This is a genomic window from Sanguibacter sp. Z41_6, from assembly GCF_059621145.1.
This window is the reverse complement of the sequence record NZ_JCAQIF010000002.1, coordinates 98,176-112,248: the sequence shown is the minus strand read 5'-3', so window position 1 is coordinate 112,248 and position 14,073 is coordinate 98,176. Positions and strand designations below refer to the sequence as shown.

General features: G+C 71.5%; 12 protein-coding genes. 4 read left to right on the top strand and 8 right to left on the bottom strand.

The features are described 5' to 3' along the window. Positions 1–6: 6 nt before the first annotated feature. From AC54T1_RS05520 to AC54T1_RS05495, 6 genes are all read right to left on the bottom strand, one after another. The gene (locus tag AC54T1_RS05520) at positions 7–1,242 is read right to left on the bottom strand and encodes an MFS transporter (protein WP_496911323.1); all 1,236 of its coding nucleotides are present in this window, start codon (positions 1,240–1,242) and stop codon (positions 7–9) included. 11 nt (positions 1,243–1,253) lie between these two features. Next, positions 1,254–1,937 carry a metal-dependent transcriptional regulator gene (locus AC54T1_RS05515; RefSeq protein ID WP_484344796.1) on the bottom strand — a complete coding sequence of 228 codons (684 nt, stop codon included), beginning with the start codon at positions 1,935–1,937 and terminating at the stop codon, positions 1,254–1,256. 78 nt (positions 1,938–2,015) lie between these two features. Then, entirely contained in the window at positions 2,016–2,867 is an 852-nt protein-coding gene (locus tag AC54T1_RS05510) for a metal ABC transporter permease (protein ID WP_484344797.1), read from the bottom strand. After that, entirely contained in the window at positions 2,864–3,640 is a 777-nt protein-coding gene (locus tag AC54T1_RS05505; RefSeq protein WP_484344798.1) for a metal ABC transporter ATP-binding protein, read from the bottom strand. The genes AC54T1_RS05510 and AC54T1_RS05505 overlap by 4 nt, the downstream gene beginning before the upstream one ends. Further along, positions 3,637–4,635: a metal ABC transporter solute-binding protein, Zn/Mn family gene (locus AC54T1_RS05500; protein ID WP_496911322.1), complete on the bottom strand. Its 999-nt coding sequence runs from the start codon at positions 4,633–4,635 to the stop codon at positions 3,637–3,639. Before AC54T1_RS05500 ends, AC54T1_RS05505 begins: the two co-directional genes overlap by 4 nt. A gap of 78 nt (positions 4,636–4,713) precedes the next feature. Continuing rightward, on the bottom strand, positions 4,714–6,471 hold the full coding sequence (locus AC54T1_RS05495) for a metallophosphoesterase family protein (RefSeq protein ID WP_496911321.1): 1,758 nt from the start codon (positions 6,469–6,471) through the stop codon (positions 4,714–4,716). Positions 6,472–6,613: 142 nt separating this feature from the next. Here AC54T1_RS05495 and AC54T1_RS05490 point away from each other — a divergent pair, with 142 nt between their 5' ends. Continuing rightward, the gene (locus AC54T1_RS05490) at positions 6,614–7,075 is read left to right on the top strand and encodes a PPOX class F420-dependent oxidoreductase (protein WP_484344801.1); all 462 of its coding nucleotides are present in this window, start codon (positions 6,614–6,616) and stop codon (positions 7,073–7,075) included. A gap of 21 nt (positions 7,076–7,096) precedes the next feature. On the opposite strand, the gene ku is transcribed toward AC54T1_RS05490, so the two are convergent. After that, positions 7,097–8,149, bottom strand: a complete 1,053-nt coding sequence (gene ku, locus AC54T1_RS05485) for a non-homologous end joining protein Ku (RefSeq protein ID WP_496911320.1) — start codon at positions 8,147–8,149, stop codon at positions 7,097–7,099. Positions 8,150–8,236: 87 nt separating this feature from the next. On the opposite strand from ku, the gene AC54T1_RS05480 reads away from it, so the two are divergent. From AC54T1_RS05480 to AC54T1_RS05470, 3 genes are all read left to right on the top strand, one after another. Next, positions 8,237–10,744, top strand: a complete 2,508-nt coding sequence (locus AC54T1_RS05480) for an ATP-dependent DNA ligase (RefSeq protein WP_496911319.1) — start codon at positions 8,237–8,239, stop codon at positions 10,742–10,744. 84 nt (positions 10,745–10,828) lie between these two features. Continuing rightward, a complete protein-coding gene (gene mqo, locus AC54T1_RS05475) occupies positions 10,829–12,331 on the top strand; it encodes a malate dehydrogenase (quinone) (RefSeq protein WP_496911318.1) in 1,503 nt (500 codons plus the stop codon). A gap of 61 nt (positions 12,332–12,392) precedes the next feature. Beyond that, a complete protein-coding gene (locus AC54T1_RS05470) occupies positions 12,393–13,385 on the top strand; it encodes an aldo/keto reductase (RefSeq protein ID WP_496911317.1) in 993 nt (330 codons plus the stop codon). A 62-nt stretch (positions 13,386–13,447) separates the two neighbouring features. Here AC54T1_RS05470 and AC54T1_RS05465 read toward each other — a convergent pair whose 3' ends face one another. After that, positions 13,448–14,056: a thymidine kinase gene (locus AC54T1_RS05465; protein ID WP_496911316.1), complete on the bottom strand. Its 609-nt coding sequence runs from the start codon at positions 14,054–14,056 to the stop codon at positions 13,448–13,450. Positions 14,057–14,073 lie beyond the last annotated feature (17 nt).

Here is a 14,073-nt window from a genome sequence, read left to right as displayed (position 1 = left end):
CTTCGGTCAGCGTGCTGGATCGAGGATATCCGGTGCGACCCGCGGGAGCCTCTGCCGGCCCACGGCGAGGACGAGCGCGAGCCCCACGACAGTCATGACGACGCCCACCCATGCGAGGGAGAGGTACCCCCAGCCGGCGGCGATGACGAGGCCCCCGACGAACGCGCCGTTCGCGTTGGCGGCGTTGAGCGCAGAGTGGCACAGCGCCGCGCCCAGGGAGGGTGCCGCCGGCGAGAGGTCCATGAGCCGGGCCTGGAGCGCGACGCTGAGCACCTGCGACGTCGTCCCCAGGGCCACGAGCGCGAGGACCGCTGCGACCGGGTGCGCCCCGACGAGCGCGAACGCCGCGAGGCTCACCGCCGTGCTCGTGTACCCGACGTACACGGCGCGCATGACGTGCAGGTCCACGAGCCGGCCGCCGACGATCACGCCGAGGGTCATCCCCACACCGAAGAGCGCGAGGACGGCGGGGACGGATCCCTCGGACAGGCCCGTGACCTCGAGCAGCGTGGGCTTGACGTAGGAGTAGACGGCGAAGAGCCCGCCGAAGCCGACGGCGGACGCGACGAAGAGGATCCACAGCGGTCCGTTGCGCAGTGCCGCCAGCTCACCGCGCACGCTCGCTTCCCTCGGCCGCGGGATCGCGGGCAGGAACGACACGAGGAAGACGACGGTGACGAGCCCGAGCAGGCCCACGGCGACGAAGGTGGCACGCCAGCCCAGGTGCTGTCCGAGCCAGGCCGACAGGGGGACCCCCACGATGTTCGCCACCGTGAGCCCGGCCATGAGCATCGCGACGGCGAACCCCCGGCGCGCCACGCCGACGACGGCGGTGCCCAGGACGGCTCCGACACCGAAGAAGACGCCGTGCGGGAGCGCGGACACGAAGCGCCCCACGAGCAGGAGCTCGAGGTTGGGCGCCCATGCGGAGAGGAGGTTGCCGACCGAGTAGCCGACCATGAGCCAGACCGCGAGGGTCTTGCGGGGGACGCGGGCGGCGAGGACCGTGATGAGCGGCGCGCCGACGACCACGCCGAGCGCGTAGGCGGTGATGGCGTGACCGGCGGCGGGGATGGAGGTCCGCAGCCCGTCCGCGATGTTCGTGAGGATGCCCATCGTGGCGAACTCGGTCGTGCCGATGGTGAACCCGCCGAGCGCGAGGGCGGCGAGGGCGGCGACGGGGCGCACCGCGGCGCGGGCGGCTGGAGCCGGAGCCGGGCTCTTCGCACGGGCGCCCTTCATACGGGCGGTCTTCACACGGGCACGACCCACACGGCGTCGGCGGCGAGCAGGCCGAGGTCGAGTCGGCTGGTCGCGGTGCCGTCGTCCCACTCCACGCTGATCGTCCCGGCGAAGTCGCGGCGGTCGACGACCGTCAGGTGGGTGTCGAGACCGAACCCGAGCTCGGCGAAGTACCGCAGCACCTCAGGGTCGGCGTCGGAGATGCGCGCGACGACACCGCGGGTGCCGGCGTCGAGGCCGGCGAGGGTCCGGGCGGCGGGCCGGGGAACGGTGCCGTCCGCGGTGGGGATGGGATCACCGTGGGGGTCGCGGACGGGGTGTCCGAGCCGGGCGTCGATCCGCTCGACGAGGGTGTCGGAGATCGCGTGCTCGAGCACCTCGGCCTCGTCGTGCACCTCGTCCCACGTGTACCCGAGCTCCTGGACGAGGAACGTCTCGAGCAGCCGGTGGCGTCGGACCACCCGCAGTGCCTGGGCGCGGCCTGCGGGGGTGAGCTCCACAGCCCCGTACCGCTGGTGCTCGAGGAGCCCCAGGCCCGTGAGTCGGCGCACGGTCTCGGAGACCGTGGACATGCCGACACCCAGTCGCTCGGCGAGCAGCTTGGTCGTCACCGGCTCGGCCGACCACTCCTGCGCGCTCCACACGACCTTGAGGTAGTCCTGGGACACGGAGGTCAGTTCAGGCGCATCGGTCACGGTGCCAAGCCTAGGACAGTCCGTGCACGAGGCAGCACGGCATGGCCCGACGCCCGCAGACGCCGCCAGCCCGGGAGCTCACACCCTCGACCGTTGCCGCAGGGTCGCGAGGTAGGCGACACCGAACGTGACCCCCTGGGCGAGGACGATGAGTCCCGCGCTCGAGGCGTCGAGGTAGTAGCTGGCGTACATGCCCGCGACGGCGCACCCGACGGCGATCGTCGGTGCGATGACGAGCATCCTCGCGATGCGGTCGGTGAGCAGGAACGCCGTCGCCCCCGGGATGATGACCATGGCGACGACGAGGATGACCCCGACGGCCTGCAGCGCGACGACGACCGTCAGGGCCAGCGCGCCGAGGAGGAGGGCGCTCAGCCGCCGGGGCGACAGACCGATGGCGTGGGCGTGCACGGGGTCGAACGCGAACAGGGTGAGGTCGCGCTGCTTGACGAGCAGGACCGCTGCCGTGAGCACACCGAGCACGACGACCTGACCGATGTCGAGGTCGCTCACGCCCAGGAGGTTGCCGAAGAGGATGTGCGAGAGGTCGATGTGGCTCGGTGTGAGGGAGACGAGCACGAGCCCGATGGCGAAGAGGGAGGTGAACACCACACCGATGACGGCGTCCTCCTTGAGGCGCGTGGTGTCCCGGACGGTCCCGATGAGGGCGACCGCCCCGAGCCCGAAGACGAGGGCTCCGACGGCGAACGGTGCTCCGACGATGTAGGAGAGCACCACGCCCGGCAGGACGGCGTGCGACACGGCGTCACCGAGCAGCGACCATCCGATGAGCACGAGCCAGCAGCTGAGCAGCGCGCACACCGCGCTCGCGACGACGGTGACGAGCAGCGAACGCAGCATGAACTCGTAGGCGAAGGGCTCGCTGAGCCACCCGCCCACCGCAGACAGGACGTCGAGCACCGCGCTCATGCTGACGCCCCCGCACCGAACGCGAGGGCGAGGTTGGCGTCGGTGAGGACGACCTCGGGCGGTCCCGCAGCCAGCACCCGGTGGTGGATGAGCACGACGTGGTCGGCGAGCGCCGGCAGCGCAGCGAGGTCGTGCGTCGAGACGAGCACGGCACCTCCGCGTGCTGTCAGCTCCCGGAGCACTCCGACGACGAGCTGCTCGGACACGCGGTCGACACCGGCGAACGGCTCGTCGAGGAGCAGCACCTGGGCGTCCTGGGCGAGTCCGCGTGCGACGAACGCGCGTCGCCGCTGTCCGCCGGAGAGTCGCCCGATCTGCCGGTCAGCGAGGTCGGACAGCGCGACGCGCCCGAGGGCGTCGTCGACGGCGGCACGGTCCGAGCGTCCGAGCCGGCGCATCGGGCCGAGACGGCCGTAGCGGCCCATCGCGACGACGTCCCGGACCGTGAGCGGGAAGTCCGCGTCGACGGCCTCTGCCTGGGGTACGTACCCGACGAGCCCGGTCCGCCGCGCACGGGCGGGCGGGAGACCGAGGATCTCCATGGACCCTGCGGCGGGCGCAACGATGCCCATGAGTGCCTTGAAGATGGTCGACTTGCCTGCTCCGTTCACCCCGATGAGGCCGGTGATCCCGCCGTTCGCCACCGTGAGGGACGCGCGGTCGAGCGCGGGACGGGTCTCGGTCCCCCGGCGCCCAGACGACGGGTAGGTGTAGCTCACGTCGTCGACGACGATCGCGGCCGGGACGCCGGTGACCCAGCGGTGCACGGTCATGACTCCTCCGTGGGGGTGCCGGCTGTGAGGCCGTCGATGATGAGCCCGACGTCGTACGTCAGGAGGTCGAGATACGTGGGGACGGGTCCGTCGGCAGCGGAGAGGGAGTCGACGTAGAGCTCGCCGGCGTAGGTCGAGCCGGTCTCTGCCGCGACCTGCCGCTGGGCGCCCGTGGGCACCGTCGACTCGCAGAACACCGCAGGCACGTCGCGAGCCCGGACGGTGTCCACGAGGGCGCCCATGTTCCGGGGGGTCGCCTGCTGCTCGGAGTTCACCGCCCAGAGGTAGGCCTCGTCGAGTCCCGTGTCGCGGGCAAGGTAGGAGAATGCTCCCTCGCAGGTGACGAGCACCCGGCGGGACTCCGGCAGCGCCGCGACCGCCTCCGTGAGCGAGTCGGCGAGCCCGGCGAGCTCGGCGGAGTACCGCTGCGCGTTGGCCCGGTAGTCGGCGGCGTGCTCGGGGTCCGCGTCGGACAGGGCCTCGCCGATGCTGAGGGCGTACTGCGCTCCCACCTTCGGCGACATCCATGCGTGGGGGTTGGGCACGTCCGGCTCGCCCGCTGACCCCGACCGGCGTACCGGGAGGGGCTCGACGACGTCCCCGAGCGTGACGCGGGGAGCGTCGACGCCCGCCGTGAAGTCCGCGAACCACGCCTCGAGGCCGAGTCCGTTCTCGATGACGAGGTCGGCTTCCGCGGCGCGCCGCAGGTCGTCGGGCGTGGGCTCGTACCCGTGGATCTCCGCGCCCTGCTTCGTCACGGACTCCACGTGCACGTGGCTCCCGCCCACCTGCCGGACCATGTCGGCCGTCACGGTGAAGGTCGTGAGCACGAGCAACGCGTCACCCGCGCGCTCGCGGACGTCGGTGCTGTCTGACGGCGCGCAGGCGGCCAGCGCGAGCAGGCCCGCTGCGACCGCCAGCGCGGTGGCGGCCCCCGCTCGGCGCGGGCGGCCACGACGATCGCCGAAGGGCTCCCACAATTGAAAGTTCGGCATACCGAACTTTTACACACGGCATGTGCCCTGTCTACCGGGACACGTGCCATCCAGAGCCGCAGCCAGCACCGGGTCCGCTCAGCCGTCGGTCGCTGCCTCGCCCCCGGTGTCCGGGACGGTCACCAGGCCGGACGTCCCCTCCCCGACCCGCTCGTCAGCGACCGGCGCCGGCCGCGGGAACGCGAGCCGCGCACCCACCTGCGCGCTGCCGTCCGGGCGCACACGCACGACCTGGTAGTCCTGCATCGTGCGCGTCGCCCGATCGAACCGGAAGACCGTCATCTCGGCATCGCCGTTGAGCGGTCCCACCGTCGCCTGGCCGCTGACCGACCCCGCGGTGGACCCGCTCACGTAGAGCACCCCACCGCCGGAGCGCACCGGGCCGAGCCGGGTGTGGGTGTGGCCCGACATCTGCACCGGCACACATCCCGAGGCGAGCGCCGGCGTACCGACGGCCGGGGTATGGATGAGCATGAGGTCCACGGGCTCGTCGGCCTCGCACGCCACCTCAGCCAGGCGCTTCCCGGCTTCCGCGTAGCTCTCGCCCGAGACCGAGGCTGATCCCTGCCCGATCCGCGTCTCGTGAGGGTCCCGGTCACCGAGGATCCGCACTCCGGCGACCTCGACGATCGACCCGTCGAGCACGACGACGCCCGCGTCCCGCGCCTGCTGGGACGTCTCGGTGCTGTCATGGTTGCCGTCCGCCTGCACCATCCGGACGCCGTCCGGGAGCGCGCTCGCGAAGGAGTCCATGCAGAACCGTTCGACGGACGTCCCGTTGATCGTCGTGTCACCGCCGTTGAGGACGAGATCCGCCCCCGAGAGCCGGGCGGCCGTCGTGATGAGCGGGGACATCCCCGTGTTGCAGTGCAGGTCCGAGACGAGCAGCAGCGTGACGAGGTCGGCCTCCGGCGCATCCTCGTCGCCCGCTTCCGCGGCGCCGCTCTCCTCCCGACCCGGCTCGTCCTCGCGCGTCTCGTCCTCGCCCCCACCGGCACCAGGACCCGCACCGGTATCGTCGGAGCTGCCTGCCTGACCGACGCTCTCCTGCAGCCGAGCCGTCGCGAGGTCCGTACGCTCGGTCCGTGCCGCCCACGCGGCCGCGAGGTTGCGGTCCGCCCCGGCGTAGAAGTCCTCGTTCTCGCGGTAGACGCTCAAGAGCTGACCGCCGTACGCGTCCACCACGCCGGAGAGTCGCCCGGTGATGCGCGCCCCCTCGAGCGGCGTGCCGGCGAAGACCGCCGACGCCCGCTCGCCCTCGACGTCCGACGAGCCCTGCGCCCGGTCGGTCACGACGACCCCGCCCACGACCGCAGAGACGGTCACGAGAGCCGCGATGGACCAGGAGTGCCGGGTAGCCGCTGCACCGAGCTCCGAGCGGCGCTCGGCACCGAGCAGGAAGTACCCCCCGACACCGACGGCGAGCACGACGAGCATCATGGCGACCGCGCGGCTGATCGCATCCTCGATGAGCGCCCGGGCGACGTAGGAGATCGTCTCCTGCGGCCCGGCGAAGAACTGGAGGTACCCCTGCACGTCGGTGGCGAGCGCGTCGAGCGTCGCACCGGAGTCCACCGACGTGAGGTCGTTCGGGATCTCCTCGATCGTCACGGTCACGCCGAGGCCGCCCGGCAGCGGCGAGTCGAGCGCGACGGTCCCGAGCGGGCCGAGGTCCACCCGCACCTCGGAGTCGACCGTCACCGCGTAGTGCGCGTTGTGCGGACCGAGGCTCGCGTCGGTCGACGCCGTCGTCACCCCGTAGACGAGGGACCCGAGGACCACGACGAGCACGACGAAGGCGATCCGCAACCAGCGGGGTGGGGGCGACAGGTGCACCGCCACATCACCTCCGGTCGATCGGCACGCGGCCACAAACGCCCTGATCGTAACGCGCTGTCCTGAACGACGCGGGCACCTGACCACGCACCCGGGAGGCGGCCCGGCGGTGCACCCGGCGCCCGCTCGCTACTGTCAGGACATGGTCCGATCCATCGCCTCCGCCACGACAGTCACCCGCGACGAGCTCCTCGAGTTCGTGCGCCCACGCCACCACGCCGTCCTCACGACGTTCCGCAAGGACGGCAGCCTGCAGACCTCTCCCGTGTCCTGCGGCGTCGACGCGCAGGGGCGAGTGGTCGTCTCGACGTACCCCGACCGCGCCAAGGCGGTGAACCTGCGCCGGGACCCCCGCGTGTCGATGTGCATCCTCTCCGACGACTTCGACGGCGAGTACGTGCAGATCGACGGCACGGCCGAGGTCCTCGACATGCCCGAGGCCCTCGAACCCCTCGTCGAGTACTTCCGGGTCATCGCCGGCGAGCACCCCGACTGGGACGAGTACCGGGACGCCATGCGCGCCCAGGACAAGTCGCTCCTGCGCGTGACCATCACGCGCTGGGGGCCGCTCGCCAAGGGTGGGTTCCCCGCGCGCCTCGCGTGACGCCGACGGGCGAGCCGCCTGTCAGGCGCTCTCCTTCTTCTCCGCCCCGCCCTTCTCCGCCCCGCCCTTCTTCGCGGCAGCCTTCTTCGCGGGGGCCTTCGTCGTGGCAGGCTTCTTCGCTGGCGCCTTCGACCCGGACGTCGTCGACGAGGACGGAGCCGCGTCCGTCGCACGCTTGGCAGTCGCCTTCTTCGTCGTCCGGGAGACACCAGCGGAGTCGTCAGAACCCGAGGTGCCGCCCGATGTCCCGGTGCTCCCTGACGCCTTGGTGCTCTTCCCGATCCCCCGTGACTTCTCGACGCTGCGTCGCAGCACCTCCATGAGGTCGACGACCTGCGCGTCCTCGCCGTCCTCGTCCTCGGGCTGCTCGCCGAACGTCGCTGCCGTGTCGACCGCGTCCCCCTGCTCGAGCTTGGCGTCGATGAGCATCTGCAGCTGCTCGGTGTACTCGTCGGTGAACTTCTCGGGGGTGAAGTCGCTCTCGAAGCTCTCGACGAGCGTGGCCGCCATGTCGAGCTCCTTCTGGCTGATGCGGACCTTCTCGTCGAGGGACGGGAAGGACGCCTCGCGGACCTCGTCGTCCCACCGCAGGATCTGCAGCGTGAGCACGCCCTCGCGGACCCGCAGCGCACCCAGCCGCGAGCGCTGACGCAACGAGAAGTTCACGACGGCGACGCGCTCGCTCGCCTCGAGGGTCCGCACGAGCAGCGCGTAGGACTTGATCGACTTCGAGTCCGGCTCGAGGTAGTAGGCGTGCTCGTACATGATCGGGTCGATCTGGTCGGCGGGCACGAACTCGACGACGTCGATCTCCCGGCTGCGCTCGACCGGCAGGGACTCGAGGTCGTCAGAGGTGAGGACCACGGTGCGGTCCCCGTCGTCGTAGGCCTTGGCGATGTGCCCGTAGTCGATGACCTTGCCGCAGACCTCGCACGTGCGCTTGTACCGGATGCGCCCGCCGTCGGCGTCGTGCACCTGGTGCAGCCCGATGTCGTGGTCCTCGGTCGCGCTGTACAGCTTGACCGGCACGTTGACGAGCCCGAACGTGATGGCGCCCTTCCAGATCGCTCGCATCGCCCCATCATGGCCCGAGGTGCCGCAGCGCGCACCCGTCGCCATGATGGGGCGGGACACAGGTCGGCACGACGACGGGAGCCTGGCATGGCGGCACGGTCCGGCGGCGGTGCGCGCTCGTCGCGCCCGGGTGGCGCGCAGGCCGTGGAGATCGGCGGGCGTCGCCTGTCGCTGACCAACCTCGACAAGGTCCTCTACCCGCGCACCGGCACGACGAAGGCGGAGGTGCTCGCCTACCTCGCCGCCGTCGCTGACCCGTTCATCGCCCACGCGTACGACCGGCCTGCGACGCGCAAGCGCTGGGTGCACGGCACCGACGGCCCGGTGTTCTTCCAGAAGAACCTCGACGACGCGACACCCACGTGGGTCCCGCGCCGCCGCCTGCAGCACTCCGACCACGTGAACACCTACCCGGTGGTCAACGACCTGGCGACGCTCACGTGGCTCGGTCAGATCGCCGCCCTCGAGGTGCACGTGCCCCAGTGGCGGTTCACCGGCGACCCCGACGACGCCGGTCGGAGCAACCCCGACCGGCTCGTCCTCGACCTCGACCCGGGCCCCGGCACGGGCCTCGCGGAGTGCGCCGACGTCGCTCGGTGGGCGCGCGCGATCCTTCTCGACATGGGCCTCGAGCCGTTCCCCGTCACGAGCGGTTCCAAGGGGATCCACCTCTACGCCGCGCTCGACGGGACGAACGACGCGACCGCGATCGGAGCCGTCGCGCACGAGCTCGCACGGGCGCTCGAGGCGGACCACCCAGATCTCGTCGTGAGCGACATGAAGAAGTCGCTCCGTGAGGGCAAGGTGCTCGTCGACTGGTCCCAGAACAACCCGAACAAGACGACGATCGCGCCCTACTCGCTGCGGGGACGCGAACGCCCGACGGTCGCGGCACCACGGACCTGGGACGAGCTCGACTCCCCCGACCTCGACCATCTCGAGATGGACGACGTCGTGGCCCGGCTCGCGGAGCACGGCGACCTGCTCGCCGGGCTGCGGCGCCCGCAGGACACCGGACCGGCACCCGCGCCCGCGGTGACCGACCGGCTCGCGGTGTACCGCTCCAAGCGCGACGGCGCGAAGACCCCAGAACCGGTGCCCGCGCGCACGAGCGCAACGCCTCGGCGGGACCCTGGCGCCGAGGACGCCGCACCGACGTTCGTCATCCAGGAGCACCATGCGCGTCGCCTGCACTTCGACTTCCGGCTCGAGCACGACGGCGTCCTCGTCAGCTGGGCCCTGCCCAAGGGCGAGCCCGACGACCCGGCCCGCAACCACCTCGCCGTGCAGACGGAGGACCACCCCCTCGAGTACGGGACGTTCGAGGGGTCGATCCCCAAGGGCGAGTACGGCGCCGGGGAGGTGACGATCTGGGACTCCGGGACGTATGAGCTGCACAAGTGGCGGGAGGGCAAGGAGGTCATCGTCACCCTGCACAGCGCCGGGCGCCCCGTGGACCGCGGGACACGGAAGCTCGCTCTCATCCACACCGGGTCCGGCGACGAGTCGACCTGGCTCATCCACCTCATGTCGCCGGACACGCCGGCGGGGCGAACCCGACCGGCGGTGGGACCTGCCCCGGTCACCGAGCGGCCCGCGCGCAGTGCTCCGGCATCGGACATCGCACCGATGCTCGCGACGCCGGGATCGATCGACGACCTCGACCGCACCGAGGACTGGGCGTTCGAGATGAAGTGGGACGGGGTCCGCGCGATCCTCACCGTCGCCGACGGTCACGTCACCGCACGCAGCCGCAACGGCATCGACCTCACCGCGACGTACCCGGAGCTCGCCGCGCTCGCCGACGCCGTGGACGGCGACGCGGTCCTCGACGGGGAGGTCGTCGCGCTCGACCGTGCCGGACGCCCCGACTTCGGACGCCTGCAGCCCCGGATGAACCTCACCGAGGACCGCGACGTCGAGCGCGCAGCGAAGGCGCAGCCGGTCGACCTCATGGTGTTCGACCTCCTCGAGCGGGACGGCCGACGTCTGACGCGGCACACCTACGACGACCGGCGCGCGCAGCTCGCGGAGGTGCTGACGGAACGCGACGGGATCCACCTGCCCCCGGCCTTCGAGACGGCGTCGGAGGGCGACGTGCCCGGGCTCGCCCGGCAGGCCTTCGAGGCGAGCAGGACGCTCGGGCTCGAGGGCGTCGTCGCCAAGCGCCGCGCCAGCGTCTACCAACCGGGTCGGCGCGCGCGCACGTGGGTGAAGATCAAGCACCAGCGCACCCAGGACGTCGTCGTCGTCGGATGGCGCCCCGGCCGTGACGGGCGGGCGGGCCTCGTCGGATCCCTCCTCGTGGCGGTCCCCGACGACGACGGGGTGCTGCACTACGCGGGCCGCGTGGGCTCCGGGTTCTCGGAACGGCTCGTGCGTCAGCTCACCGAGGAGCTCGGCAGGGCTGAGCGGTCAGCACCGGCCGTGGAGGGTGTGCCAGGTGCGGACGCGCGGGACGCCCGATGGGTGGAGCCCGACCGCGTCGCGGAGGTGACCTTCGCGGAGTGGACGGGCAGCGGCAGGCTCCGGCACCCTGTGTGGCGGGGATGGCGGCCCGACCGGTCGGTCGCGGACGTCCGCCTCGATCCGTGACCTTGGTCCCACCCCACAACGCATGACCCGTGATATTGGTCACTTCGGCCCAATCCTGCGGCTGACGAGTCATAGCATCGCCAGGTGGCAGCCTCCAAGAACACCCCCAGCGCACCCGTCGACGTCGTCCTCGTGGGGGGCGGGATCATGAGCGCGACGCTCGGTTCCCTCCTCCGCCTCCTCGAGCCCACGTGGACCATCCAGATCTACGAGCGTCTCGACGCCGTCGCTCAGGAGAGCTCGAACGCGTGGAACAACGCCGGCACCGGGCACGCAGCCCTGTGCGAGCTCAACTACACACCGCAGCGCGCCGACGGCACCGTCGACATCCGCAAGGCCGTGACGATCAACGAGCAGTTCCAGGTGTCCCGCGAGTTCTGGCAGCACCTCGTCTCCGCCGAGCTCCTGCCCGACACCGAGGGCTTCATCAGCTCGACGCCGCACATGACCTTCGTCCGCGGCGCGGAGAACGTCGAGTACCTGCGCCGGCGGCACGCGGCGCTGTCCGCGCACCCCCTCTTCTCGGACCTCGAGTTCTCCGACGACCCGGCCGTCATCGGCTCGTGGGCCCCGCTCCTGCTCGCTGAGCGCCGCGACGACGAGCCGATCGCCGCGACGCGCGCATCGGACGGGACCGACGTCGACTTCGGCGCACTCACCCGCCGCATGACCGACTACCTCGTCGCCAGCGGCGCCGAGCTGCACCTCGAGCACGAGGTGCGTTCGCTCACCAAGCGCAAGGACGGGACGTGGCGCCTGTCCGTCGCCGACCGCAGCTGGAACGCCCAGGAGGCACGTCGCACGGTCGACGCCCGCTTCGTCTTCATCGGGGCCGGCGGCGGCGCACTGCCGCTGCTGCAGAAGGCGGGCATCCCGGAGATCAAGGGCTACGGCGGCTTCCCCATCAGCGGGGTGTTCCTGCGCACGCGCAACCCGGAGCTCGTCGCCCAGCACCAGGCCAAGGTCTACGGCAAGGCCGACGTCGGCTCGCCGCCCATGTCCGTCCCCCACCTCGACACCCGCGTCGTCGACGGCGAGACCTCGCTGCTGTTCGGTCCGTACGCGGGCTTCAGCACGAAGTTCCTCAAGCGCGGGTCGCTCCTCGACCTCTTCCGCTCCGTCCGGCCGTCGAACATCGTCACGATGCTCACGGTCGCCAAGGACAACATGGACCTCACCATGTACCTCGTCCGCGAGGTGACGAAGTCGAAGTGGTCGAAGTTCCGCACGCTGCGTGACTTCATGCCGACGGCTGACCCCAAGGACTGGGAGTTCATCACCGCCGGGCAGCGCGTTCAGGTGATGAAGAAGAAGGACGGCGCCTTCGGTGGTGTCCTCGAGTTCGGCACGGAGCTCGTCACCGCCGCCGACGGGTCCATCGCTGGCCTTCTCGGCGCCTCGCCCGGTGCGTCGACCGCCGTGACCGCGATGGTCAACCTCCTCGAGCGGTGCTTCCCCGAGCGCATCGACGCCTGGCGTCCCGAGCTCGCCACGATGCTCCCGAGCCTCCACATCAGCACGTGGGACTCTGACGCCGAGCTCGCCAGCCTGCGGGACAGCGAGTCCGAGGCACAGCCCAGCGCCTGATCGCGGGCGAGGGGCGGGGCGCGTCCAGCGGCTGGCGGTGCCGCCGCCTAGGGTGGGGCGCATGGACACCAGAACCACATCCCGCCTCTCCCCCGACCTCAGCGCGATCAGCCTCGGCTGCTGGCAGCTCGGCAGCGACTGGGGGGACGTCTCGGAGGAGTCGGCCCACGCCGTGCTCGCTGCGGCCCTCGACTCCGGCGTGACGTTCCTCGACACGGCAGACGTGTATGGCGACGGTCGGAGCGAACGCATCATCGGGTCGTTCCTCGACCAGCGTGGCCGCCATGGCATCACGGTCGCCACGAAGATGGGCCGGCGCGCCGAGGCGCACACCCCCGAGGCGTACACGCTCGACGCCTTCCGGGCCTGGACGGACCGGAGCCGGGAGAACCTCGGCGTCGACACCCTCGACCTCATCCAGCTGCACTGCCCGCCCACCCCGGTGTTCTCCGCTGACGCCACGTACGACGCTCTCGACACGCTCGTCGCCGAGAAGCGCGTCGCCGCGTACGGCGTCTCCGTCGAGACCTGCGCCGAGGCCATCACGGCGATCGCGCGCCCCGGCGTCACGAGCGTCCAGATCATCCTCAACGCGTTTCGCCGCAAGCCGCTCGAGGAGGTCCTCCCGGCAGCCCGGGAGGCGGGCGTCGCGATCATCGCGCGCGTCCCCCTCGCGAGCGGCCTGCTCTCGGGCAAGTACGACGCGAGCACGACGTTCGCCGACAACGACCACCGCAGCTACAACCGCTCGGGCGCCGCGTTCGACGTCGGCGAGACGTTCGCCGGTGTGCCGTTCGACGTCGGTGTCGCCGCCGCGAACGAGGTGTCCGCGCTCGTCCCCGAGGGATCCGGCATGACGACCGCGCAGCTCGCGCTGCGGTGGATCCTCGACCAGGACGGCGTCACGACGGTCATCCCGGGCGCTCGCAACCCCGAGCAGGCACGCGGGAACGCGGCCGCGGCGGACCTCCCGCCGCTCACCCCGGAGCAGTCCGCCGCGCTCGAGCGCATCTACGACGAGAAGATCCGCCCGCACGTCCACGACCGCTGGTAACAGGTGCGTCGTCCTGGCAGCGCCGTCCCGAGCTGCAGCAGCACCTCGGGACGGCGTGCGCGTCAGGACGCCAACCGGCCGCCGCTCTCCCGGAGGTAGCACGCGGCGCAGAGCGACTCGTAGCCCACCTCGACCCCGTCGATCGCGACCTGGGCACCGTCGAAGGTGAACGCGCCGTCGACCGTGCGGGCATTGAAGACCGCCTTGCGGCCGCAGCGGCAGATCGTCTTGAGCTCCTCCAGAGAGTGCGCGACCTCGAGCAGCCGTCGGCTGCCAGGGAACGCCACCGTCTGGAAGTCGGTGCGGATGCCGTAGCAGATGACGGGAACACCGTCGAGCGTCGCCACGCGCAGGAGATCGTCGACCTGCTGCGCCGTGAGGAACTGCGACTCGTCGAACAGCAAGCAGCTGACGTCCCGCCCGGTGCGGCGCTGGAGCTGCTCCCGCTGAGCCTGGAACGCGCCGAGCACGTCCTCCTCCGCGCCGACCACGAAGTCGACCTCCCGGTCCACGCCCAGCCGTGACCGGATCGCCCGGCCCGCCTTCGTGTCGACCCCCGGCTTGGCGAGGAGGACCTCGTGGCCCCGCTCCTCGTAGTTGTGCGCCGCCTGCAGCAACGCCGTGCTCTTGCCGCTGTTCATCGCCCCGTACCGGAAGTACAGCTTCGCCATCGCGTCGTTCTCCTCGT